Origin of the sequence: Lysobacter gummosus (assembly GCF_001442805.1) — a bacterium.
In the GTDB taxonomy this organism is placed as follows: domain Bacteria; phylum Pseudomonadota; class Gammaproteobacteria; order Xanthomonadales; family Xanthomonadaceae; genus Lysobacter; species Lysobacter gummosus.
In genome coordinates this window covers 3,044,068-3,067,528 of the sequence record NZ_CP011131.1, presented here as the reverse complement: position 1 = coordinate 3,067,528, position 23,461 = coordinate 3,044,068, and the positions used below count along the sequence as shown (strand labels likewise).

Annotated in this window: 16 protein-coding genes; 5 read left to right on the top strand and 11 right to left on the bottom strand. The window is 67.5% G+C overall.

The genetic code is table 11. From position 1 onward, the window contains the following. The first annotated feature begins 44 nt into the window (after nucleotides 1-44). The 3 genes from LG3211_RS12375 (at nucleotide 45) to pbpC (ending at nucleotide 8,594) form a co-directional block, all read left to right on the top strand. On the top strand, nucleotides 45-5,036 hold the full coding sequence (locus LG3211_RS12375; RefSeq protein ID WP_083512890.1) for an alpha-2-macroglobulin family protein: 4,992 nt from the start codon (nucleotides 45-47) through the stop codon (nucleotides 5,034-5,036). Continuing rightward, the gene (locus LG3211_RS12370; RefSeq protein WP_057943118.1) at nucleotides 5,033-6,094 is read left to right on the top strand and encodes a hypothetical protein; all 1,062 of its coding nucleotides are present in this window, start codon (nucleotides 5,033-5,035) and stop codon (nucleotides 6,092-6,094) included. The genes LG3211_RS12375 and LG3211_RS12370 overlap by 4 nt, the downstream gene beginning before the upstream one ends. A 166-nt stretch (nucleotides 6,095-6,260) precedes the next feature. Beyond that, entirely contained in the window at nucleotides 6,261-8,594 is a 2,334-nt protein-coding gene (pbpC, locus tag LG3211_RS12365) for a penicillin-binding protein 1C (protein WP_237049895.1), read from the top strand. A gap of 39 nt (nucleotides 8,595-8,633) precedes the next feature. On the opposite strand, the gene LG3211_RS12360 is transcribed toward pbpC, so the two are convergent. Continuing rightward, nucleotides 8,634-9,263: a zinc metalloprotease gene (locus LG3211_RS12360; protein ID WP_057943116.1), complete on the bottom strand. Its 630-nt coding sequence runs from the start codon at nucleotides 9,261-9,263 to the stop codon at nucleotides 8,634-8,636. 265 nt (nucleotides 9,264-9,528) lie between these two features. On the opposite strand from LG3211_RS12360, the gene LG3211_RS12355 reads away from it, so the two are divergent. Beyond that, a complete protein-coding gene (locus LG3211_RS12355) occupies nucleotides 9,529-10,587 on the top strand; it encodes an adenosine deaminase (RefSeq protein ID WP_057943115.1) in 1,059 nt (352 codons plus the stop codon). 15 nt (nucleotides 10,588-10,602) lie between these two features. Here LG3211_RS12355 and LG3211_RS12350 read toward each other — a convergent pair whose 3' ends face one another. The 3 genes from LG3211_RS12350 to LG3211_RS12340 all read right to left on the bottom strand — a co-directional run bounded on the left by LG3211_RS12350 (nucleotide 10,603) and on the right by LG3211_RS12340 (nucleotide 12,942). Next, nucleotides 10,603-11,334, bottom strand: a complete 732-nt coding sequence (locus LG3211_RS12350) for a hypothetical protein (protein WP_057943114.1) — start codon at nucleotides 11,332-11,334, stop codon at nucleotides 10,603-10,605. 434 nt (nucleotides 11,335-11,768) lie between these two features. Beyond that, nucleotides 11,769-12,356 carry a ferritin-like domain-containing protein gene (locus tag LG3211_RS12345; RefSeq protein WP_057943113.1) on the bottom strand — a complete coding sequence of 196 codons (588 nt, stop codon included), beginning with the start codon at nucleotides 12,354-12,356 and terminating at the stop codon, nucleotides 11,769-11,771. A 109-nt stretch (nucleotides 12,357-12,465) separates the two neighbouring features. Then, complete coding sequence (locus LG3211_RS12340) at nucleotides 12,466-12,942, bottom strand: peroxiredoxin (protein WP_057943112.1); 477 nt, start codon at nucleotides 12,940-12,942, stop codon at nucleotides 12,466-12,468. A gap of 167 nt (nucleotides 12,943-13,109) precedes the next feature. Here LG3211_RS12340 and LG3211_RS12335 point away from each other — a divergent pair, with 167 nt between their 5' ends. Further along, a complete protein-coding gene (locus tag LG3211_RS12335; protein WP_057943111.1) occupies nucleotides 13,110-14,018 on the top strand; it encodes a DnaJ C-terminal domain-containing protein in 909 nt (302 codons plus the stop codon). Nucleotides 14,019-14,082: 64 nt separating this feature from the next. Here LG3211_RS12335 and LG3211_RS12330 read toward each other — a convergent pair whose 3' ends face one another. The 7 genes from LG3211_RS12330 to LG3211_RS12295 all read right to left on the bottom strand — a co-directional run bounded on the left by LG3211_RS12330 (nucleotide 14,083) and on the right by LG3211_RS12295 (nucleotide 23,436). Then, nucleotides 14,083-14,454, bottom strand: a complete 372-nt coding sequence (locus LG3211_RS12330; protein WP_057943110.1) for a response regulator — start codon at nucleotides 14,452-14,454, stop codon at nucleotides 14,083-14,085. Nucleotides 14,455-14,514: 60 nt separating this feature from the next. Beyond that, nucleotides 14,515-15,507 (bottom strand): YhdH/YhfP family quinone oxidoreductase, encoded by a 993-nt coding sequence (locus tag LG3211_RS12325; RefSeq protein ID WP_057943109.1) that lies wholly within the window; start codon nucleotides 15,505-15,507, stop codon nucleotides 14,515-14,517. A 381-nt stretch (nucleotides 15,508-15,888) separates the two neighbouring features. Further along, the gene (locus LG3211_RS12320; RefSeq protein WP_057943108.1) at nucleotides 15,889-16,482 is read right to left on the bottom strand and encodes an LOG family protein; all 594 of its coding nucleotides are present in this window, start codon (nucleotides 16,480-16,482) and stop codon (nucleotides 15,889-15,891) included. A gap of 159 nt (nucleotides 16,483-16,641) precedes the next feature. Next, nucleotides 16,642-18,066 carry a dihydrolipoyl dehydrogenase gene (gene lpdA / locus LG3211_RS12315; RefSeq protein ID WP_057943107.1) on the bottom strand — a complete coding sequence of 475 codons (1,425 nt, stop codon included), beginning with the start codon at nucleotides 18,064-18,066 and terminating at the stop codon, nucleotides 16,642-16,644. 104 nt (nucleotides 18,067-18,170) lie between these two features. Then, entirely contained in the window at nucleotides 18,171-19,385 is a 1,215-nt protein-coding gene (gene sucB / locus LG3211_RS12310; protein ID WP_057943106.1) for a dihydrolipoyllysine-residue succinyltransferase, read from the bottom strand. 63 nt (nucleotides 19,386-19,448) lie between these two features. Beyond that, nucleotides 19,449-22,280, bottom strand: a complete 2,832-nt coding sequence (locus LG3211_RS12305) for a 2-oxoglutarate dehydrogenase E1 component (RefSeq protein ID WP_057945446.1) — start codon at nucleotides 22,278-22,280, stop codon at nucleotides 19,449-19,451. Nucleotides 22,281-22,947: 667 nt separating this feature from the next. After that, entirely contained in the window at nucleotides 22,948-23,436 is a 489-nt protein-coding gene (locus LG3211_RS12295; RefSeq protein WP_057943104.1) for a DUF7931 domain-containing protein, read from the bottom strand. Nucleotides 23,437-23,461 lie beyond the last annotated feature (25 nt).

Here is a 23,461-nt window from a genome sequence, read left to right as displayed (position 1 = left end):
CGCTCGTTCTATACTCAGTCGCAGTTTCCTGAGAGATACGCATGATGCGCGCTAAGCCCCTGGATGGACTCGCGGATAAAACCGCTCTCTCAACCCTCTACGCGGCGCGCGGCGCGAGCCGGCCCGGCGCCTGGGCGCGCACGGCGGCGGCGCTGCTGATCGCGGCGACCGCGCTGGTCGCCGGCTGCAAGCGCGACACCACCGGCCAGCTGCCCACGGTCAGCGGCGAAGCGATCCAGGCCAAGCGCGAAGCGGTCAAGGGCTTCGCCCTGATCGCAGCCTATCCGGACCAGAAGCGCGGCGACGAACTGGCGATCGCGCTGGAATTCAGCCAGCCGCTGGTCGGCACGCAAAGCTTCGACGAACTGCTCGCGGTGACCGACAAGAACGGCGCGGCGGTGCAGGGCGGCTGGGTGCTGGACGACGGCGGCAAGATCCTGCGCTTCCCGCACGTGGAAGCGAGCAAGGACTACACCGTCACGATCAAGGCCGGCCTCACCGCGGCGGCCGGCGACCGCATCGGCCAGCCGATCAGCAAGCAGGTCTACACCGGTCCGTTGGACCCGGTGGTCGGTTTCGCCTCGCAGGGCAGCGTGCTGCCGGCGCGCGACAGCCGCGGCCTGCCGGTGGTGTCGATCAACGTGCCGGAGGTCGATGTCGAATTCCTGCGGGTCAAGGAAAAGGAACTGCCGAAGTTCTTCTCCGAATATCAGCGCGGCGGCCGCAAGGGCAGTTGGGAACTGGAACGCGACTGGGACGACAAGAAGCCGCTGTCCAAGCTGGCCGAGCCGGTCTACGTCAATCGCTTCGTGCTCGGCGGCAAGCCCAACGAGCGCGTGCTGACCTATCTGCCGCTGCAGGACATCAAGGAACTGCAGGAGCCGGGCTTGTACTTCGCGGTGATGAAGCGCGCCGGCCAGTTCAAGGACGAGTTCGAGACCGCCTTCTTCACCGTCAGCGACCTGGGCCTGCACGCGCGCGCCTATAAGGACAAGCTGTTCGTGCACGTGGCCTCGCTGGAAAAGGGCGGCGCGGTCGGCGGCGTGACGTTGAAAGTGATCGACGCGCAAGGCGAGCCGGTGCTCAAGGGCGAGACCGACGGCAACGGCAACGCCATGCTCGGCTACAAGCTCGACGCCGGCCACGTGCTGATCGCGAGCAAGGGCAGCGACGTGTCGATGTTGCCGTTCAACCAGCCAGCACTGGACCTGTCCGAATTCGCCGTCGCCGGCCGCGAGCAGGCCTGGTTCGACGTGTTCGCCTGGTCCGGCCGCGATCTGTATCGCCCCGGCGAGACCGTGCGGCTGTCGGCGCTGCTGCGCGACCAGGACGGCAAGCCGATCGACGCCAAGGGCAAGGCCCTGCAGCCGGTGTTCCTGCGCTACGTGCAGCCCGACGGCAAGACCTTCCTGGAAACGCGCCTGCAGCCCGATGCGCAGGGTTATGTGCGCCATTCGCAGCTGATTCCCGCCGACGCCGCCACCGGCCGCTGGCGGGTCGAGTTCCGCACCGATCCGAGCAGCAAGGAAGCGGTGCAGGGCATGACCCTGCGCATCGAGGAATTCCTGCCCGAGCGGCTGAAGATGGATCTGAGCGCGCAGCCGGTGCTCAAGCCCGGCCAGCCGTTCAAGCTCGGCGTCGACGCGGCCTATCTGTACGGTGCGCCGGCCGCGGGCAACCGTTTCACCGCGAAGATGACCGTCGCGGTCGAGCAGCATCCGCTGGAACAACTGCCGGGTTATTTCTTCGGCGATCCGACCCTGACTTTGCCGAAAGAAGCCAAGGACGTGATCGATACGACTTTGGATGAGCAAGGCAAGCTGACCCAGGACATCGCCCTGCCGGACGAGGCCAAGCCGGTCAGCACCATCGCCGCCATCGTTACCGGCAGCGTGTACGAAACCGGCGGCCGCAGCGTCAACCGCAGCGTCAAGCGCGTGCTGTGGCCGGCCGATGCGCTGGTCGGCGTGCGGCCCTTGTTCGACGACAAGGACGGCACCGACAGCAACGGCAACGCCGGCTTCGAGATCACCCGCGTCGGCAGCGACGGCAAGACGCGTCCGGCCACAGGCCTGCGCGTGACCCTGGTGCGCGAACATCGCGATTACCACTGGAACTACGCCGACGACGGCGGCTGGGATTACGACTTCACCCGCCGCTATCAGGACGTGGAAGTGCGCAACGTCGATGTCGGCGCGTCGGTGGCCAAGCTCAGCTTCCCGGTGGAGTGGGGCGAATACCGCCTGGACGTGTTCGATCCGGCGACCAAGCTCACCACCCGTTATCCGTTCCGTGCCGGCTGGAGTTGGGACGATCAGAACCGCGGCCTGGACGCGCGCCCGGACAAGGTCAAGCTGGCGCTGGACAAGACCTCGTACAAGGCCGGCGACACGCTGGAGGTCGCGATCACCCCGCCGCACGAAGGCCCTGGCCTGCTGATGGTCGAAGCCGACCGCATGCTCTATGTGCAGGCGATCGAAGCCAAGGCCGGCAGCAAGTTCAAGATTCCGGTGACCGCCGACTGGGAGCGTCACGACATCTACGTGACCGCGCTGGTGTTCCGCGGCGGCAGCGCGCCGAGCAAGATCACCCCGGCGCGCGCGGTCGGCGTGGTCCATGTGCCGATGGACCGGCGCGATCGCAAGATCGCCGTCGGTATCAACGTGCCCAAGCTGATGAAGCCCGAGCAGGATCTGCCGGTGATCGTCAGCGCACCGCAACTGGCCGGCAAGGACGCCTACGTCACCGTGTCCGCGGTCGATGTCGGCATCCTCAACATCACCCGCTTCCCGGTGCCGGACGCGGCCGCGCATTTCTTCGCGCAGCGTCGCCTGGGCGTGGATGCTTACGACGTGTATGGGCGGGTGATCGAAAGCTACGAAGGCGACACCGCCAAGATCCGTTTCGGCGGCGACATGGCGCTGGAGGCCTTGCCGCAGGCGCGGCGTCCGACCGCGCGCGTGCAGACCGTCGACCTGTTCGCAGGGCCGGTGAAGCTCGACGCGCAGGGCATCGCCCGGATCAAGCTCGCCGTGCCCGACTTCAACGGCACTGTGCGCGTTTCGGCCCTGGTCTACTCCGGCGGCAGTTACGGCAACAAGGACGCCGAGACCGTGGTGCGCGCGCCGGTGTTGGCCGAAGCCAGCACGCCGCGTGTGCTGGCGCCGGGCGACAAGAGCAACGTCACCCTCGACGTGCAGAATTTCACCGGCAAGCCGGGCGAGTTCGCGGTCAAGGTCGAAGGCATCGGCCCGCTGTCGCTCAGCGACGGCGAGCACAAGCTCAGCCTGGGCGTGGAAGCCAAGAAGACCCTGACCTTCCCGGTCGCTGCGCGCGAGGGCTACACCACCGCGCAAGTGCGGGTGCGGGTGGACGGCAACGGCTACAAGGTCGACCGCCGCTACGATCTGCCGGTGCGTCCGGCCTGGCCGTCGGTGCTGCGTTCGCGCACCCGCGTGCTCGACGAGATCGGCGCGGTCCAGCTCGGTACCGATTTCGCCGACGGCCTGATGCCCGATTCGGTCAACGCGCGCATGGTGGTCAGCGCGCTGCCGCCGATTCCCTTCGCCAGCGCATTGCAGGGCGCGCTGGAGTATCCCTACGGCTGCGCCGAGCAGACCACCAGCAAGGGTTATGCCGCGCTGGAACTGGACGAGGCCACGGCGAAGATGCTCGGGGTCAAGGGCATCGACGCCAAACAGCGGCGCGCGCGCATGGAAGGCGCGTTCGGCCGCCTGGCGGCGATGCAGATCGCCTCGGGCCATTTCTCGATGTGGGGCGACGGCGATACCGTCAACCCGGCGCTGACGCCGTACGTGGTCGAGTTCCTGCTCGATGCGCGCGACGGCGGCTTCGCCGTGCCCGAGGCGATGCTGCAAAAAGCGCTGAAGGTGCTCAGCGAGGATCTGCTCTCCGGCAATGCCTCGTTCTACGGCTACGACCGGCGCGAACATCTGAAGTTCGCCTATCAGGCCCACGCTGGTTACGTGCTGGCCCGCGTCAACCGCGCGCCGCTGGGAACGCTGCGCGCGTTGTACGACAACGACCGCAAGCAGAGCCTGACCGGTCTGCCGCTGGTGCACCTGGGCCTGGCGCTGTCGCTGCAGGGCGACAAGGCGCGCGGCGGCAAGGCGATCAAGGAAGGCTTCGCGCGCGATCCGGCCCAGCGTCCGCCGTATCTGGGCGATTACGGCAGCCGCCTGCGCGACGACGCGCTGATGATCGCGCTGGTGCACGAGCACAAGCTGTCGCAGCCCGAATACGACGCGCGCACGGTGTCGATGGGCCGCGATCTGGATGCGCGCCGCAACAGCGGCTGGCTGTATCTGAGCACGCAGGAACAGGTCGCCCTGGCGCGCCTGGGCAAGGCCTTGATGGCCGAGCAGGGCAAGCAGATCTCCGGCCGCTGGACCGTGGCCGGCGCCTCCACCGACGCCGATCCGGCCAAGCTGATCGGCCGCGTGTTCGACTACGCCACGCTCGCCTCCGGCGTGAGCTTCGCGCCCAGCGGCCAGCCGCCGCTGTACGCCAGCTTCGAAGTCGCCGGCGTGCCGCGCACCGCGCCGGCCGCCGACGATTCGCAGATCGAGGTCGCGCGCAAGTACTACACCACCGAGGGCAAGGATTGGAGCGGAGGCAGTCTGGTCGAGGGCGAGGCGTTGATCGTGCAGGTGAAGATCAAGGCTCACAGCGCCATGCCCGACGCGCTGCTCACCGATCTGTTGCCGGCCGGCCTTGAGATCGAGAACTTCAACCTCGGCGACGGCAAGCAATGGGCCGGCGTGGTGGTCGACGGGATCGAAGTCTCCGAGCGTTCCAGCGCCGCCGACGTCAAGCACGAGGAGTTCCGCGACGATCGCTACATCGCCGCGCTGAAGCTCGACGCCAACCAGACCGCGCGCGTGTTCTATCTGGTGCGCGCGGTGACGCCGGGTACTTACACGGTGCCGCCGTCGCTGGTCGAGGACATGTACCGTCCCGAGCTGCGCGGTGTCGGCAAGGCCAGCCCGGCCAGCTTGTCGGTGCGCCAGCCGTGAGTCCGGCGTTCCGGGCGGGAAGCTTCGCGCTTCCCGCCGCGCGCGCCGCGCGCGCCGCGTCGCTGGCGGCGTTGCTGGCGCTGGCCGGTTGCGGCGGCGATGACGGCAAAGGCGGCGCGGTCGAACCGGCGGCGCCGGTTAAAACGGCCGATGCCTCCATCAATCCGGCCACGGACCCGGCCTTGAACTGGGGCGGCACCTCGCCGCACGACACGCCGCCGCTGGACCCGCTGATCGAGCAGGCCGATGCGATCGTACGCAAGGCCGATCCCGGGTTCGACCGTTTCGACGTCGGCCATTTCGTCGGCGATCTCGATCGCGACGGCCGCAACGATGTGGTGATCGAGTACGGCATCGGCGAGGAGGGCGCGATGCGCCACGTCGCCAAGCGCGTGCGTCTGTTGCTGGCGCGCGAGGACGGCCTGCAATTGCAGCCGGACCAGACCGACGTGTTCGCCGACTGCCCGCAGGTACGCGGGATCCGCGACGGCCGCCTGTGGGTCGACGGCCTGGAGGCGTGCATGCTGCCGTTTCCCAGGACGCTGGGTTACTACGCCTTCGAATGGGACGGCAAGGCGCTGCGCCGGGTCGTCGAACAAACGCCGGAGGAGCGCGTGATCGCGCAATTGCAGGCCATGCGCGAGGCCCTGCAAGCCGGCCGCGACAGCGATCTCGCCGCACATCTGCGTCCGGGCCCCACCGCCGCGGGCAAGAACGCCGCCGAGCCAGAAGCCGTGTTCGCCGACGCGCAGCGGCGCCGCGCCTTCATCGATACCGTCGGCATGCTCAGCCACGTGCAGTTGAGCCGCATCGACGAGCACCGGCGCTTCGCCTCGGTCACCCGGCGCGACGGCGCCGCCCCGGGCGAGCGCGCCTTGCAGATCGATCTGGCGCCCGACGGCGCCATGCTCGAAGTCGTGGACGACAGCTATGTGGTCGATGCCACCGCCATGTTGCAGTGGCCGCAGAGCGGCGGAGCGGGGTACCGCATGAACTTCCGTCTGATCGAAGGCGAGCTGTATCTGGCCGATCACGAAGAGCACGATGTGGGCGATTGAGCGCGGCCGCCGCGGCCGCGATCCCCACGCCGGTCGGCCGCGTACCCTGCGCGCAAGCGTTTCACCTTCGTTGCCTTGACCTCATCGCCAGCCGCTCTTGTCCACATCGCCCGCCGCCATCGAATCCCCTCGCGCCGTCGCACGCGGCCGCGCGCGCCGGGTCGCGCTGAAAACCCTGCTGGCGCTGTTGTCGCTGATGATCGCGGCGATGCTGCTGGATCTGGCGTTCCCGCTGCCCTTGCCGAAACCGCGCGATGCCGGCGCGGTGGTGGTCGCGCGCGACGGCACGCCGCTGCGCGCCTTCGCCGACCGCGACGGCGTGTGGCGTTATCCGGTGAGCGCCGAACAAGTCTCGCCGCTGTACCTGCAGGCGCTGTTGAACTACGAGGACCGCTGGTTCTGGAAGCATCCGGGCATCAACCCGGTGGCGATGCTGCGCGCGGCCGGGCAGTGGCTGCGCAGCGGGCGGGTGGTGTCGGGCGGATCGACCTTGACCATGCAGGTCGCGCGCATCCTCGACGCCGAGCCCGGCGAACATCGCCGCAGCCTGTGGGCCAAGAGCCGGCAGATGCTGCGCGCGCTGCAACTGGAAACGCATCTGTCGAAGACGCAGATTCTCGCCCTGTATCTCAACCGCGCGCCGTTCGGCGGCACGGTCGAGGGCGTGGAGGCGGCCAGCTGGGCCTATCTGGGCAAGCCGTCCTCGCGCCTGTCGCACGCCGAGGCCGCGCTGTTGACGGTACTGCCGCAATCGCCGAGCCGCCTGCGCCCGGATCGCGAACCCGAGCGCGCGCGCATCGCCCGCGACAAGGTGCTCGCGCGAATGGCCGCGTTGGGCGTGTGGTCGCGCGCGCAGATCGCTGATGCGCGGGTGGAGCCGGTCGTCGCGCGCTCGCTGCAGCCGCCGCGCTACGCGCCCTTGCTCGCGCAGCGGCTGCGTTTCGAAAATCCCGACGCGGCGCGGGTGGTGTCCACCATCGATCCGCAGTTGCAGCGAACCTTGGAAGACCGGCTCAGCGCGTATTTCTCCAGCTTGCCCGAGCGCACCTCGGCGGCGCTGCTGGTGGTCGACAACGCCAGCCTGGAAGCGCGCGCCTATGTCGGCTCGGTGACCTTCGGCGATGCGGCGCGATTGGGCCACGTCGATATGGTCCAGGCCTGGCGTTCGCCCGGCTCGACCTTGAAGCCGTTCCTGTACGGACTGGCGATCGACGATGGGCTGATCCACTCCGAAAGCCTGTTCGTCGATGCGCCGCAATCGTTTCACGGCTACCGGCCGGGCAATTTCGATGCCGCCTTCAACGGGCCGGTGGGCGCGGCCACGGCGCTGCGCTTGTCGCTCAACGTGCCGGCGGTGGATCTGCTCGACCGGGTCGGCCCGGCGCGGTTCTCCGCGCGCCTGGCCCACGCCGGCATCGACCTGCAATGGCCGCGCGGAGCGCAGCCGAATCTGGCGATGATTCTCGGCGGCACCGGCGCGCGCCTGGAGGATCTGGTCGGCGCGTACTCGGCGTTCAATCGCGGCGGCATCGCCGGGCGCGTGCGCTATCAACGGGGCTCGCAGAAAACAGAACGCCGCCTGCTGTCGCCGGGCGCGGCATGGATCGTGCGCGAAATCCTCGAAGCCAACCCGCGCCCCGGCAGCGTCGAACAAACCTTCGATTCCGCCGCGCGCCCGCGCGTGGCCTGGAAGACCGGCACCAGTTACGGCTTCCGCGATGCCTGGGCGCTGGGCAGCACGCGGCGTTACACGGTCGGCGTGTGGGTCGGGCGGCCCGACGGCACGCCGCTGCCCGGCCAGTACGGCGCGGTCACCGCGCTGCCGCTGTTGTTCGAAGTGATCGACAGCCTGCCGCGTCTGCGCGGCGACTCCGTGCCGCGGCCGCCGCCGGCCAACGTGCGGCAGATCGAGGTGTGCTGGCCGCTGGGCGTGGCGCCGGACCCGCAGGCGCCGCAGCTGTGTCATCGCCGCTTGCAGGCGTGGACGTTGGACGGCTCGGTGCCGCCGACCTTGGCCGAGCGCGATGCGCGTTTGTGGAATGCGGGCGTCGAGAGGTATGAGGTCGATGCGCGCAGTGGCCTGCGTCTGTCGGGCGAGTGCTCGGCGCCGCACGAGCGCAAGGCGCTTGAGCTGGCGCGTTGGCCTGCCTTGGCGTCGCCTTGGTTGGCCGCCGATACGCGCAAGGCCTCGCGATTGCCGCCGCTGTCGCCGGACTGCATCGACGACGGCCGCGACGCGGTCGAAGAACTGCGGATCGAAGGCATCGACGATCTGGCCACGCTGGCCCGCGCGCCGGGCAGCGCGACGCCGCTGCGCTTGTCGGTGCGCGCGCTCGGCAGCGATGCGCGCGTGCGCTGGTTGCTCGACGGACGATTGATCGGCGAATCGCAGGGCCGCTCGCGCCTGGATCACGATTTCGGCGAAGCCGGCGAGCACAGCCTGACCGCGCTGGCCGATACCGGCGCGTGGTCGCGGGTGCGGTTCAAGGTTTTGCGTTAGGCGAACGACGGCGGCGCTCGCATACGCGGAGTCGCCGGCTCAACGCCGTTTGCGTCGCTCGCTCAGCAAAACCACTTTCTCGTTCGTGCTTTTCTTCGCTTCGGCGGCCGGCGGTTTCTTGGTCGCGGTTGCCTTGGCCGGCGCGCGCAGCGACGAGCGGATGCGTTGCAGCCCCCACGGCAGCACGCCCCAGGCCGTGCGTCCGTCGAACGGCGCGATCGGCAGCAGATTGACCACGATGTTCAACAGGTTCAGCGGGCCCCACACCAGGACGATCGCGGCCAGGGCCGGGCCGAACGGGCCGCCGGGATTCGGCGCCAGGATGGACAAGGCCACGGCCACCGCGAACAACACCGCTTGCGCGGCGACGCCGCCCCAGGCCACGGCGATGTCCTGGCCACGCGTGCGTCCGGCCTCGTAGCGACACCAGCCGTGCAGCGGGAACACCAGCAACTCGTGCACGCGCAGGCGGTTGAACCGGGCGATGCAGGCATGGCCGATTTCATGAACCAGGATCAGCGACAGATACGCGGCGAAGCCGGCGCTCAGCACGAGCGGATCGCGACTGAACAACAACGCCAGCAGGACGATCAGCAGCACCGTCCAATGCACCAATACCGGCGCGCCGAACAGGCGGAACAAGGTCAGTTCGCTGCGACGATAGGCCATGGGAGTTCGCGAACCCGATACGCCGAGGGATGAGCGGCATGGTAGCGCAAGGTGTCCGACCCGGCCGCGCGTCGCCGTCGCTGCGTTGCGCGCGAGGCGGGACGGCTGCATCCGCATCGGCGCGGTGGTATACATCGCGGGTAACGGCCGCCCGGTATAAAAACGCGGCCTGCGGCAGTGAGGCGCGAGGCAGTCGTCTTGCGGCATCGACCAGATTTCCCACCGGATCGGTTCGCAACCGATCCTGGCAGGCACAGGAGTTCCAATGACTCATGACACCCCCACCCAGGCGGCATTCGCCCATATCGATGCGCAGCGTCTGCCCGAGCTGCTGCGGGCCATGCCCAAGGCCGAGCTGCACATGCACATCGAAGGCTCGCTGGAGCCGGAGCTGATCTTCGCCCTGGCCCGGCGCAACGGCCTCAGCGTGCCCTATGCCGATGTCGAGGCGCTGCGCGAGGCCTACGCCTTCACCAATCTGCAAAGTTTCCTCGACATCTATTATGCCGGCGCCAGCGTGCTGCTCACCGAGCAGGATTTCTACGACATGGCCTGGGCCTATCTGCAGCGCGCCGCGGCCGACAACGTCGTTCACACCGAGATGTTCTTCGACCCGCAGACGCACACCGCGCGCGGGGTGGCGATGGAGACCGTCATCAACGGCCTGCACCGCGCCTGCGTGGATGCGCGCGCCCGGTTGGGCGTGAGCGCATTGCTGATCCTGTGTTTCCTGCGCCATCTGAGCGAGCGCGAAGCCTTCGAGACCCTGGAGCAGGCCTTGCCGCTGCGCGACAAGTTCATCGGCGTGGGCCTGGATTCGAGCGAACTGGGCCACCCGCCGGAGAAATTCGCACAGGTGTTCGCGCGTTGCCGCGAGCTGGGCCTGCGCCTGGTCGCGCACGCGGGCGAGGAGGGGCCGCCGGCGTATGTGTGGAGCGCGCTCGACGTGCTCAAGGTCGAACGCATCGATCACGGCGTGCAGAGCGTGAAAGACCCGGCGCTGATGAAGCGGCTCGCGCAGGACCGCATCCCGCTCACCGTGTGTCCGCTGTCGAATCTGAAACTATGCGTGTTCGAGCAGCTGAGCCAGCACAATCTGGGCGCGCTGCTCGATGCCGGTCTGGTGGCGACGGTGAATTCGGACGATCCGGCCTACTTCGGCGGTTACGTCAATCAGAACTTCACGCAGACTTTCGCCGCTACCGGCCTGGGCGCGCGTCAGGCATGGCAACTGGCGGCCAACAGCTTCGAAGGCAGCTTCATCGACGCTTCGGCCAAGCGCGCGTACATGGATCGGCTAAATCAGGTGTTCGTGACGTTCTGAGCCGTTGCCGCGGCCTCAGCGCGCGGCGTGCGCGGCAATCACATCGCCGATGGAGTCCGCGCCCGGCGCGTAATGCGCGCCGGCGTAACCGGCCAGCCCGGCGATCAGCGCGACGCCCAGGAACGGCAGCGCGGTGCGGCGAAGCACGGTGCTGAGCCAGTGCCGCGATTCGATCCGGCGCAGTCGCCGGTACAGGCCGCCGGCCAGGGCGACGTCGAGCAGCAGTTCGGCCATCAGGCCCGGCGCGATCCAGATCACCCAGCCCATCGCCAGCAGCGCGACAGCGGCGATGGCCAGCGCGACCAACACCCAGACCGCGTCGTCGAGCGCCTCGGCCGGCGACCAGTCGCCGCCGGAGGAATTCGCGCCGCGGCTGGACAGCGAGGAGGGGCGATCGAACCACGACGATGCGCCGCCGCCGCCGGACTGGCCGCCGCCGGACTGCCACTGCGGCGAATAACCGCCAGAGCCCGAGCTGTTAGAGCCGGAGCCGAAATCGGGCAGATCGAAGTTGTCCCAGAAATCGCGGCCGTGCGTGCGCGCCCAGGTCCACAGCAGCACCATGAACGCCAGATAGGCTAGGCCCGCCGCGAGCGGGTAGCGCAGCCACATCGCCTGCAGCCCCGAGTTGAGCATCCAGTACGAGGCGAGGAACCCGATCGCGCCGGTCACCAGCACGATCAGACTCATCTGCAAACGCGGCCAGTGCGCGCGCTCCAGATAAGCGCGCAAGCGGGAGACTTCCATGTGTCTGCTCATGCGATCGAGTCTGCCGCGATCGCGGGCGCTTCGAACAGGGGGCGCCGGGTGAGCGTTTATGGGTTCGTCAGCGAATTGTTAATGAGGCGTTTGCCAGTGCAGTTGGTTTTGTTTTTGCCCGACGGTCCCGCGTTCGCGGGCTCCGCTTTATTTCGGCGGAGCCGAACATACAGCGACTTCAAGCGTTCTCGCACGAAAGACACGGGATGTTCGGCTATCGCCGAAGTGAAGCGGAGCTCGCGTTCGCGGGAATGACGACCTGCGAGGATGGCGCTGAAGTCTCTGGATGTTCGGCTTCGCCAAAGTAATGCGAAGCCTGAATGTAACCGCCGCGCGATCCGCGATGTGCCCAAACCCGCGGCATGATCGCGGCTGGAAGCCGCCGAGCGCGGACTCACCGCGCTTGCGGCAACCGACGATGCTTACTTGCCGGTCCAGCCGTCGAGCATGTCGGCCAGTTCGTCGGCGTGTTCTTCTTCCTGCGCCAGGATGTCTTCCATCATGCGCTTGGTGGTGGTGTCCTTGTCGCCGATGTAGTTGATGATCTCGCGATAGCTGTCGATGGCGATGCGCTCGGCGACCAGGTCTTCCTTCACCATGTCGCGCAGGTCGTGGCCTTCCACGTACTCGGCGTGCGAGCGCTTGGACAATACATCGGGATTGAGGTCGGGTTCGCCGCCCAGTTGGACGATGCGCTCGGCGATGCGGTCGGCATGCGCCTGTTCTTCGTTGGCGTGCTGGAGGAATTCGGATTTGATCGCGTCGGCCATCAGGCCGCTGGCCATGAAGTAGTGGCGCTTGTAGCGCAGCACGCAGACGATTTCGGTGGCCAGGGCCTCGTTGAGCAGCTTGATCACCGCCTGGCGGTCCGCGGCGTAGCTGTCGGTGATCGCGCCGTCCTCGATGTGTTTGCGCGCGCGTGCGCGGATCGCGCTGATGTCGCTGACGAACGGCGAGGACTTCGGGGCGGGCTTGCGGCTTTCGATCTTGGTGACGGGCTTGGCGGACATGACGTCTCCTGGCGGTCGGGGGATGGGCGGGGAACCTCGGCGATACGGAGAGTGATGGGAACGCCGGCCGGGCGGGGCCCGGACGGCGTGGCGACGGATGCGGCGCGGGTCAGACCTGCTGCAGCATGTACTCGGCCGAGGACACGCGGTATTCGCCGGGTTCCTCGACATGCACTTGCTTGACCACGCCGTCGTCGATGTACAGCGCGAAGCGCTTGGCGCGCGTGCCCATGCCGTAGGAGCTGGCGTCCAGCTCCAGGCCGAGCGCGCGGGTCAGGTCGCCGTTGCCGTCGGCGAGCATCAGCATGCCCTCGGGAACGTGCTGGCTCTGCGCCCAGGCCTGCATCACGAACGGATCGTTGACGGCCAGGCAGGCCACTTCGATGCCTTTGTCGCGGAACTGCTGGAAGTGCTCGACGAAACCGGGCAGGTGCTTTTCCGAACAGGTCGGGGTGAACGCGCCGGGGACGGCGAACAGCACCGCCTTGCGGCCGTCGAACAGCGAACGGGTGTCTACCGTTTCGATGCCGTTGTTGATGCGCTTGAGTGCGACTTCGGGCAGGCGTTCGCCGACCTGGATGCTCATGGGGTTCTCCTGATGTGGGGTGCAGTCTAGGCAGCCGGTTCTAAATACCGCGTCAACGTGACTTGAAATCGCGGTCGTAATCGCCATGCTGTGAGCTTAATCATGCGTCAAGGCGGCGTGAGCGGACAGCGCCGCTCCTGCGTTTGCGCGTTTGGAGCGATCGATCGATGCAGTTCAAGGACTATTACGAAACCCTGGGCCTGGAGCCCAGCGCGGGCGAGGCCGAGATCAAGACGGCGTATCGCCGCCTGGCCCGCAAGTACCATCCCGACGTCAGTAAAGAAGCGGGCGCGGAAGAGAAATTCAAGGCCGTCAACGAGGCCTACGAGGCTTTGCGCGATCCGCCCAAGCGCGCGGCCTACGATCAACTGCGCGCGCGCGGCTATCGCCCCGGCGACGAGGTGCAGCCGCCTGCGGGCGGTTTCGGCGGCGGCTATGGCGGTGGCAATGCGGATTTCGAGGAAATCTTCGCCGGCGGCGGCGCGGGCGGCGGTTTCAGCGATTTCTTCGAGAACCTGTTCGGCCGCGGCCGTTCTTCCAACGGCGGCGGCTTCGGCGGCAATCCGCGCGGCGCGCAGCCGCCGCGCGGCGATACCCGGGCCCGGCTGGCGGTGTCGCTGGAAACCGTGTTCGAAGGCGGCAGCGTGCGCATCTCGGTCAACAACAAGACCCTGGATGTGCGCGTGCCCAAGGGCATCCGCCCGGGCCAGCTGATCCGCCTGGCCGGCCAGGGCACGCACGGCGATCTGCTGCTGGAGATCGAATACGCCGCGCATCCGCAGTTCGAGGTCGATGGACGCAACATCATCCATGTGCTGCCGCTGGCGCCGTGGGAAGCGGCGTTGGGGGCGACCATCAGCGTGCCGACCCTGGGCGGGCCGGTGGAGCTGAAGATCCCGGCCAACTCCGAAGCCGGACGCAAGCTGCGCCTGCGCGGTCGCGGCCTGCCGGGCACGCCGGCCGGCGATCAGATCGTCGAGCTGGAAGTGCTGGCGCCGCGCGCGCAGACGCCGGCGCAGCACGAGGCCTACGAGGCCATGCGCCAGGCCTTCGGCGAGGACTGGCGCCGGTCCTGAAACGCGAAATCCCGGCTTGCGCCGGGATCGGGATGAATGCGCGCGGCGCCGCCGCGACGCGTGTTCAGCTCAGTGAGGGCAGCAGCTGGCCGATGATCTCCGACAGGTCGGTCTCGCTGAACGGCTTGGTGATGTAAGCCTTCGCGCCCTGGCGCATGCCCCAGACGCGGTCGGTGTCCTGGTCCTTGGTGGTGACCAGGACGATCGGTATGTGCTTGGTCGTGGGCTCGCGGCAGATCGAGCGGGTGGCCTGGAAACCGTTGAGGTTCGGCATGACCACGTCCATCAGGATCAGGTCGGGCAACTCCTTCTTGGCCGCTTCGACGCCGGCGGCGCCGTCTTCAGCGGTCAAGGCCTCGTGCCCCAGTTTCTCGACGATGCGACGGATGCCCATCAACTGGGACGGCGAATCATCGACGATCAAAATACGCGCCATGTGTTTCCCCCAAGGATCTGCGGCCGATTGTAGCGACGCGCCGCGCGGCTGCAATGCCAACTAGATCACGACCAGGGTCCGGCCCAGCGAACCGCCGGCCAACATGGCCGGAAACACCTGCGCCAACTGTGCCAAACCGACCTCGCGGGTGCAGATCCGGTCCAGATGCGCGGGCTTCCATTGACTGCCCAGACGCTGCCAGATTTCGTCGCGGATCGCGCGCGCGGTGCCGGCCGAGGCGACTCCCAGCAGGGACACGCCGCGAATAATGAAAGGCATTACCGTGGTTTCCAGCGCATGCGTGGCGGCCAGGCCGGCGGTGGCGACGTTGCCGTAGGGCGCGGTCTGGGCGAGCAGGCTGGCGAGCATCGGCCCGCCGACATTGTCCAGGCCGCCGCCGAAACGCGCCGATTCCATCGGCCGCTGCGTCTGCAGAGCGTCGCGACCGAACACCTGATGAGCGCCGATGGATTTCAGATAATCGGTCTGCTCCGGCTTGCCGCTGATGGCGTGCACTTCGAAGCCTGCGCGGCTGAAGATGTCCAGCGCCAGCGATCCCACGCCGCCGGTGGCGCCGCTGACCGCCAGCGGCCCGTGTTCGGGCGTCTGCCGGTTGTCGAGCATGCGGTGCAGCGCCAGCGCGGCGGTGAAGCCGGCGGTGCCCAGCACCATGCTCTCGCGCAGGCTCAGCCCGGACGGCAGCGGCACCACCCACTGCGCCTGCAGCCGCGCGTACTCGCTGTAGCCGCCGTCGCGGGTCTCGCTGAGGCCGCAGCCGGTGACCAGCACCGCGTCGCCTTCCTTGAACTTGCCGTCGCTGGAGGCGACCACGTGCCCGGCCACGTCGATGCCGCCGACTAGCGGGAATTTGCGCAGGATCTTGCCCTCGCCGGTGCCGGCCAGCGCGTCCTTGAAATTGATCGAGGAGTAGGCGGTCTTGATCACGACCTCGCCGGGGGCGAGATCGTCGATGCCGATCGCTTCGACGCCGGCGCGATAGCCGGCGTCGTCGTTATGAATGCGGAACGCGTTGAACGAGGCGGGGACGCTCATGGGACGGTCTCGTCGGACGAGCTGAGATCATAGCCGAGCGGCTGTGGATGCCGCTGGGTGGGGCTGCAATGCGGCGATCCGGGCAAAGCGGGGCGAAGACGGGATGCGTTGTTTTTTGCTCGTCATTCCCGCGAACGCGGGGGGCCAGTGCCTTTCGTGCGAGAACGCTTGAAGTCGCTGGATTCCCGCGTTCGCGGGAATGACGTTCTGGAAGGATGACGCTGAAGCCTCTGGATGTTCGGCTCCGCCGAAGTAAAGCGGAGCCTGCGTTCGCGGGAATGACGGCCAGGAAGGATCGCGCTGAACTTTCGGGATGTTCGGCTCCGTCGAAATAAGGTGGAGCCCGCTTTCGTCGGAGTGATGGTGTGGAAGGGCGATACTTCAGCGCAGCGCCTTGCGCCGCTTTTCGTCCATCCACTTGGACGCCGAGGCCGGGGTGTAATCGCGCATCCAGCTCAGCAGGACGTCGATGTCGTCGCCGTGCCACAGGTCCTGGCGCTGGTCGGCGTGGAGAAAGCGCTCGGCGACCATGCGGTCGAGCATCGCCATCAGCGGCGCGTAGAAGCCGTCGATGTCGAGGAAGGCGCAGGGCTTGTTGCCGATGCCGAGCTGGCGCCAGGTCAGCATCTCGAACATCTCATCCAGCGTGCCGAAGCCGCCGGGCAGGGCGACGAAGCCGTCGGCCAGATCGAACATGCGCGCCTTGCGCTCGTGCATCGAGCCTACGATTTCCAGCTTGGTCAGGCCGCGGTGGGCGACTTCCCAATTGACCAGTTGCTCGGGAATCACACCGATCACTTCGCCGCCGGCATCGAGCACGGCATCGGCGACGGTGCCCATCAGGCCGACGTTGCCGCCGCCGTAGACCAGGGCGATGCCATCGCGGGCCATGCGCGAACCCAGCGCCATCGCACGCTCGGTGTAGATCGGCTTGGCGCCGGAGTTGGAGCCGCAGTAGACGCAGAGGGTTTTCATGGGGACGGGAATCGGGAGTCGGGAGTCGGGAACGGGGAATCGGCACGGCGAAGCGAAAGCGGCGATCGCAGGTTTCGGAAGGCTCAAAAGCGAATCGGGAACCGGACGAGCGCACTGCGCTCTTTCCGATTCCCGATTCTCCATTCCCGATTCCCGGCTTCAGTTGGCCTTGTGAATCGCCCGCTTGTCCACCGCCATCGCCGCATCGTGGATCGCTTCCGACAGGGTCGGATGGGCGTGGCAGATGCGGGCGAGGTCGTCGGCGGAGCCGTTGAACTCCATGGTCAGCACGCCTTCGTGGACGAGCTCGGACACGCCGACGCCGACCAGATGCAGGCCCAGCACACGGTCGGTCTCGGCATGGGCGATGACCTTGACGAAGCCGGCCGGCTCGCCCATGGCCACCGCGCGGCCGATCGCCGCGAACGGGAAGCTGCCGGTCTTGTACGGAATGTTCTCGGCCTTGAGCTGCTGCTCGGTCTTGCCGACCCAGGCGATTTCCGGCTCGGTGTAGATCACCCACGGCACGGTGTCGAGGTTGACGTGGCCCGGCAGGCCGGCGATGAGTTCGGCGACCGCGATGCCTTCCTCGAAGCCCTTGTGCGCCAGCATCGGCCCGCGCACGCAGTCGCCGACCGCCCACACGCCATCGACGCCGGTGTGGCAATGCTCATCGACTTCGATCTGGCCGCGCTCGTTGATCTTGACGCCGGTGCCTTCGGCCAGCAGGCCTTTCGACGCCGCGCGGCGGCCGACGGCCACCAGCAGCTTGTCCACGACCAGTTCCTGATCGGACTTGCCGTCGTTGTAGGTCAGGTGCACGCCGTCTTTCTTGATCTCGGCCTTGCTGACCTTCGCGCCGAGCTTGATGTCCAGGCCCTGCTTCTTGAATTCCTTGGCCGCGGTCTTGGCGACCTCGGCATCGGCGGCGGCGAGGAAGTCGGGAAGGGCTTCAAGAATGGTGACTTCCGAGCCCAGGCGCTTCCACACGCTGCCCAGTTCCAGGCCGATCACGCCGGCGCCGATCACGCCCAGGCGCTTGGGGACCTCGGTGAAGTCCAGCGCGCCGACGTTGTCGACGATCTTGTCGCCGTCGAACTTGGCGAACGGCAGTTCGATGGAATCCGAACCGGCGGCGATGATGACGTTGGTGCCCTTGAGTTCCACCTCGGAACCGTCGTGCTGCTTGACCTTGACGATGTTGCCCGGGTGCAGGGTGCCGAAGCCGTAGTACGGGGTGATCTTGTTCGCCTTGAACAGCATCGCGATGCCGCCGGTGAACTGCTTCACGATCTTGTCCTTGCGGCCGACCATGGTGGCGACGTCGATCTTGGCGTTGTCGGCGCTGATGCCGTGTTCGCCGAACAGGTGCTGCAGGTTCCAGAACTGGCGCGAGCTGTCGAGCAGCGCCTTGGACGGAATGCAGCCCACGCGCAGGCAGGTGCCGCCCAGCGCCGGCTTGCCGTCCTTGCCCAGCGCGGCGTCGATGCACGCGGTCTTCAGACCGAGCTGTGCGGCGCGGATGGCGGCGTGATAGCCGGCGGGGCCGGCGCCGATGACGACTACGTCGAATTGTTCGCTCATTTCATTCGCTCACGGGAATCGGGAATGGGGAATCGGGAATCGGAAGGCGGGAAGGGGACGGAATCGCTTTGCGATTCCCGATTCCCCATTCCCGATTCCCGGCTTCACATGCCCAGCAACATGCGATGCGGATTTTCCAGTTGGTTCTTGATGTCCACCAGGAACAGCACCGCGTCCTTGCCGTCGATGATGCGGTGGTCGTAGCTCAGCGCGATGTACATCATCGGCGCGGCGACGACGGCGCCGTTCTCGACGATGGCGCGTTCCTTGATCGCGTGCATGCCGAGGATGGCCGACTGCGGCGGGTTGACGATCGGGGTCGACATCAGCGAGCCGAAGGTGCCGCCGTTGGTGATGGTGAAGGTGCCGCCCTGCAGGTCTTCCAGCGCCAGCTTGCCGTCGCGGGCCTTCTTGGCGTAATCGCCGATGGCCTTCTCGACGTCGGCGAAGCCCATGCGCTCGACATTGCGCAGCACCGGCGTGACCAGGCCCTTGTCGGTGGACACCGCGATCGAGATGTCGGCGTAGCCGTGATAGACGATGTCGTTGCCGTCGACGGAAGCGTTGACCACCGGATGGCGCTGCAGCGCGTTGGCCGCGGCCTTGGCGAAGAAGCTCATGAAGCCGAGCTTGACGCCGTTGGCCTTCTCGAAGGACTCGCCCAGCTCCTTGCGCATGGCCATGACCTTGCCGAGGTTGACTTCGTTGAACGAGGTCAGCATCGCGATCGAGTTCTTCGACTGCATCAGGCGCTCGGCGATGCGGGCGCGGATGCGGGTCATCGGCACGCGCTCTTCCGGACGCGCGCCGGCGGCGTTGCCGACGCCGCCGCTCTTGGCGTAATTGACGATGTCTTCCTTGGTCACCGCGCCCTTGCGGCCGGTGCCTTCGACCTGGGATGCGTCGATGCCTTCCTTGTTCGCGGTGAAGCGCGCGCCCGGGGGCAATTGGTCGTTGCCGGCCGGCGCCTTCGGCGCGTCGGCCTTGGCGGTGATCGGCTGCGCGCCGGCGGCGGGCAGGGCTTCGGTCTTGGCGGCGGCCGGAGCGGCGGCAGCGGCCGGGGCGCTCGCGGTGGCGGCGGCGCCGGCCTCGACGATCGCGATCAGCTGCTGGCTGGTCACGGTCGAGCCTTCTTCGAACTTGATTTCCTTGAGCACGCCGTCGACGGGCGAGGGCACTTCCAGCACGACCTTGTCGGTTTCCAGATCGACCAGGTTCTCGTCGCGCTTGACCGCATCGCCCGGCTTCTTGTGCCACGTGGCGATCGTGGCGTCGGAGACCGACTCGGGAAGGACGGGGACTTTGATCTCGGTGCTCATGGGGCAGGCATCCTGGAGTGCTTGAATGTGGGTATGTAAGTCGTTTCGGGAAGAACCAGCGCCTTATTCGGCGCTGGACTCTCCGTGCAGCGAGTTGACCAGCGCGTCGGCGACCAGCTTGGTCTGCTCGGCGACGTGGTCGGCCAGATGCCCGGCCGCCGGCGAAGGCGAACGCGCGCGTCCGGTGTAATGCAGCGCCTGCTTCGGAGCCAGGCACGCGCTGAGGTGGTGGCGGATCTGGTACCACGCGCCCTGGTTCTGCGGCTCTTCCTGGCACCACACCACATCCTTGGCCGCGCTGAAGCGCTTGAGTTCGGCGGCCAGGACTTCGCGCGGGAACGGATAGAGCTGCTCGATGCGGACGATGGCGACGTCTTCCAGACCGTCCTTCTGCGCCTGTTCGAACAAGTCGTAATAAACCTTGCCCGAGCACAGCACCACGCGCTTGACCTTCTTCGGGTTGGCCGCGGCGTCCGGGATCAGATGCTGGAATTCGCCGTTGGCCAGCTCGTCCAGGCTCGACACCGCCAGCTTGTGGCGCAGCAGCGACTTGGGCGTCATCACCACCAGCGGCTTGCGCGTGCTCATGCACATCTGCCGGCGGATCATGTGGTACGCCTGCGCCGGCGTGGTCGGCACGCAGACCAGCATGTTCTCCAGCGCGCACAGCTGCAGGAAGCGCTCAAGGCGCGCGGAGCTGTGCTCCGGGCCCTGGCCTTCGTAGCCGTGCGGCAGCAGCAGGACCAGGCCGCACAGGCGGCCCCACTTGGCTTCGCCGGAGGACAGGAACTGGTCGATCACCACCTGGGCGCCGTTGGCGAAATCGCCGAACTGCGCTTCCCAGATGTCGAGCGTCTGCGGATCGGCGGTGGAGTAGCCGTACTCGAACGCCATCACCGCTTCTTCGCTGAGCAGCGAGTCGATGATGGTGACGTCGGAGGGGTTGGTCACCAGCTTGCGCAGCGGCAGGATGTACTCGTCGCTGGTCTGCTCGTGCAGGATCGCGTGGCGGTGGAAGAAGGTGCCGCGGCCGCTGTCCTGGCCGACCAGGCGCAGCTTGTAGCCTTCGCTGATCAAGGTGGCGTAGGCCAGGTTCTCCGCGAAGCCCCAGTCGCCGGGTTGTTCGCCGGCGGCCATCTTGCGGCGGTCTTCGTAGATCTTCGCCACGCGCGCATGCAGCTTGACCGTGTCGGGCACGGCGTTGATCTGCGTGGCCAGCGCGTCGAGCTTGCTGCGCTCCACCGTGGTGTTGACCGGGTCGCTGAGCTTGCCCGACAGGTACTTGGACCAGTCGATGGTGAACTCGTCGGGCTTGACCTCGACCAGCTCGGTGGTGACCGCGCCGGCGTCGAGCTTGTCGCGGTACTGGTCGACCAGCGCCTGCGCGTCCTCGGCCTTGAGCACGCCTTCGCCGACCAGTTGCTCGGCGTAGAGCTCGCGCGGGGTCTTGTGCTTGCGGATCACCTGATACATCAGCGGCTGGGTCGCCGCCGGCTCGTCGGCCTCGTTATGGCCGTGGCGGCGGTAGCAGACCAGATCGATGACCACGTCGCGGCCGAAGCGCTGACGGAAGTCCAGCGCGAGTTCCGCGCAGAACACCACCGCTTCGGGGTGATCGGAGTTCACGTGCAGGATCGGCGCGCCGACCATCTTGGCCACGTCGGTGCAGTACAGCGTGGAACGCGCGTCCTGGCGCTCGCTGGTGGTGAAGCCGACCTGGTTGTTGATGACGATGTGGACGGTGCCGCCGACGGCGAAACCGCGCGCCTGCGACATCTGGAACAGCTCCATGCCCACGCCTTGGCCGGCGAAGGCGGCGTCGCCGTGCAGCAGCACCGGCAGCACCTGGGCGCGGCCCTTGTCGCCGCGGCGAGTCTGGCGCGAGCGAACGCTGCCGGCGACCACCGGGTTGACGATTTCAAGATGCGAGGGATTGAACGCCAGGGCCAGATGGACCGGGCCGCCGGGGGTGGCGACGTCGGCGCTGAAGCCCATGTGGTACTTCACGTCGCCCGTGTGGGCGTGCTCGTCGTGGTCGAACTTGCCTTCGAACTCGTCGAACAGCTTGCGCGGCGGCTTGCCCAGGGTGTTGACCAGGACATTGAGGCGGCCGCGGTGGGCCATGCCGATCACCACGTCCTGCACGCCCTGTTCGCCGGCGCGGCGGATAGTCACGTCCATCAGCGGGATCAGCGCGTCGCCGCCTTCCAGCGAGAAGCGCTTCTGGCCGACGTACTTGGTGCCCAGGTAGCGCTCCAGGCCGTCGGCGGCGGTGAGCCGTTCGAGGATGCGCTGCTTGTCTTCGACGCTGCGGCCGAACTTGCCGCCGGCGGTTTCCAGGCGCTCGTACATCCAGCGGCGCTGTTCGGCGTCGGCGATGTGCATGAACTCCGCGCCGATCGGGCCGGTGTAGGTGGCCTTGAGCAGGGCGAGCAGGTCGCCGAGCTTCATGCGCTCCTTGCCGGCCACCCCGCCGGTCGAGAACTCGACCGACTGGTCGCTCTCGGACAGGCGGTGGAAGCCCAGCGCCAGGTCGGGCGCGTCGGGTTTCTGCAGCAGGCCCAGCGGATCGATGTCGGCGGCCAGGTGGCCGCGCGAGCGGTAGGCCGTGATCACCTTGCCGACGGCGCGTTCGCGCTCGTCGCTGCCGGAGGACGCGCCGGCGGCGGCGACTACGCCGCGCGAGGCGGCCTTGCCGGCCTGGGTGATGCTTTCGATCGCGGCCGAATGCGGAATATCGCCCGCTTCACGGCCCTTGAAGCCGTCGAAATAGGCTTTCCATTTGGCCCCGACGCTGTCGGGATCGACCAGGTACTGCTCGTACAGGTCTTCGATGAAGGCGGCGTTGGCGCCGAGTTGCGAGGATTGCGAAAACTGCTTGAGGAGGCTGTCCACGATGGCTATCGGGAAACTCTTGGGGGCGGAAGTGGCGTCGCGCACGCACGCGGGGTGCTGGGCGCGGACAAGGCTCGGAATTATAGCGGTAGTGTTAAGCCCAACGGCATAACTACTTATGTCTAAGCGACCGATTTGCTTCGATTTCGGGTTGATCGGGGGCGCCGGAGGGGACCGGAACGTTGAGTGGACCGTTCCGGCAATGCTGGACAAAGTCTTGGGCCGCGGCGCGGCGTTTCAAGCAAGGCGGGGGGCGGCGGCGGTCTGGACCTGCGCGCTTATGGGCACGCTGCGGTTCGCGGTCGCGGTTTAGCCGGCACTCAGATCCGCGGGCCGGGGCGGGGCGCGGGCACAACGGCTGCGCTGCGGGCGTGGTGGGATGCCCGCGGCCGGGGCGCCGATAGGGCTCGGTCGCCGTCGGGGCTGCTGTGCCCGACGCCGCGACAACAAATAAGGTGGCTGATTCGGTCCAGCCCGGGCGGTTGGCGTAGCGGCGAAGGTGTTCCGGCGGTTGCGCAGCCGCAGACTCTGGTGGTGCCGCCTTTGGCATGGGCCAGGGGCAGAACTGGTCGAGGCGCTGTCCGGAGTCAGACGGGAGTTCGAACCGGGATTGTCGGCGTCGCCGCGGGCCGGGCCCGGCCCGGTGTCGCGCCCGGCGATCGGTTGGTCAGATTCCGAGCGCGCGAAACTCGGTGCAGGCCCGGGCGCGTTCCCACACCGGCTCGAAGTGCGCGCGCAACTGGCGGGCGCGGGCGCCGCCGTCGATCCGGGTCTCGCCTTCGAAGCGATGGCCGAGCGGGCGGAAGTACCAGCCGTCGCGATCGTTGACGATGTAGGCGGCCGGGTAGTTCTGATCGACCGGTTCTTCGATGGCGCGGAATTCGAAGGCGCTGGGCAGGCGCTGCGCCAGCCCGATCAGCGGCGCCAGGGCGCGTTGCGGCGCGGCCGGGTCCTGCAGCAGCACGCGGGTGACGCCGCCGGCGGTGGCGAAGCGACGCAACAGGCTGACCGCGTCCGCGCGGTCGAGCAGGCCCGGGTCGAGTTCGCGGCTGTAGATCGACAGGCCGCGGCGCGCGCCGGCGACGATCGCGCTCAGCGCCGCCAATGCGGCCTCGCGGGTTTCCACTTGATCGCCGGCGGTGGTGGGTGAATTCATAGTGTCTGAATCCATTGCAGGTTAA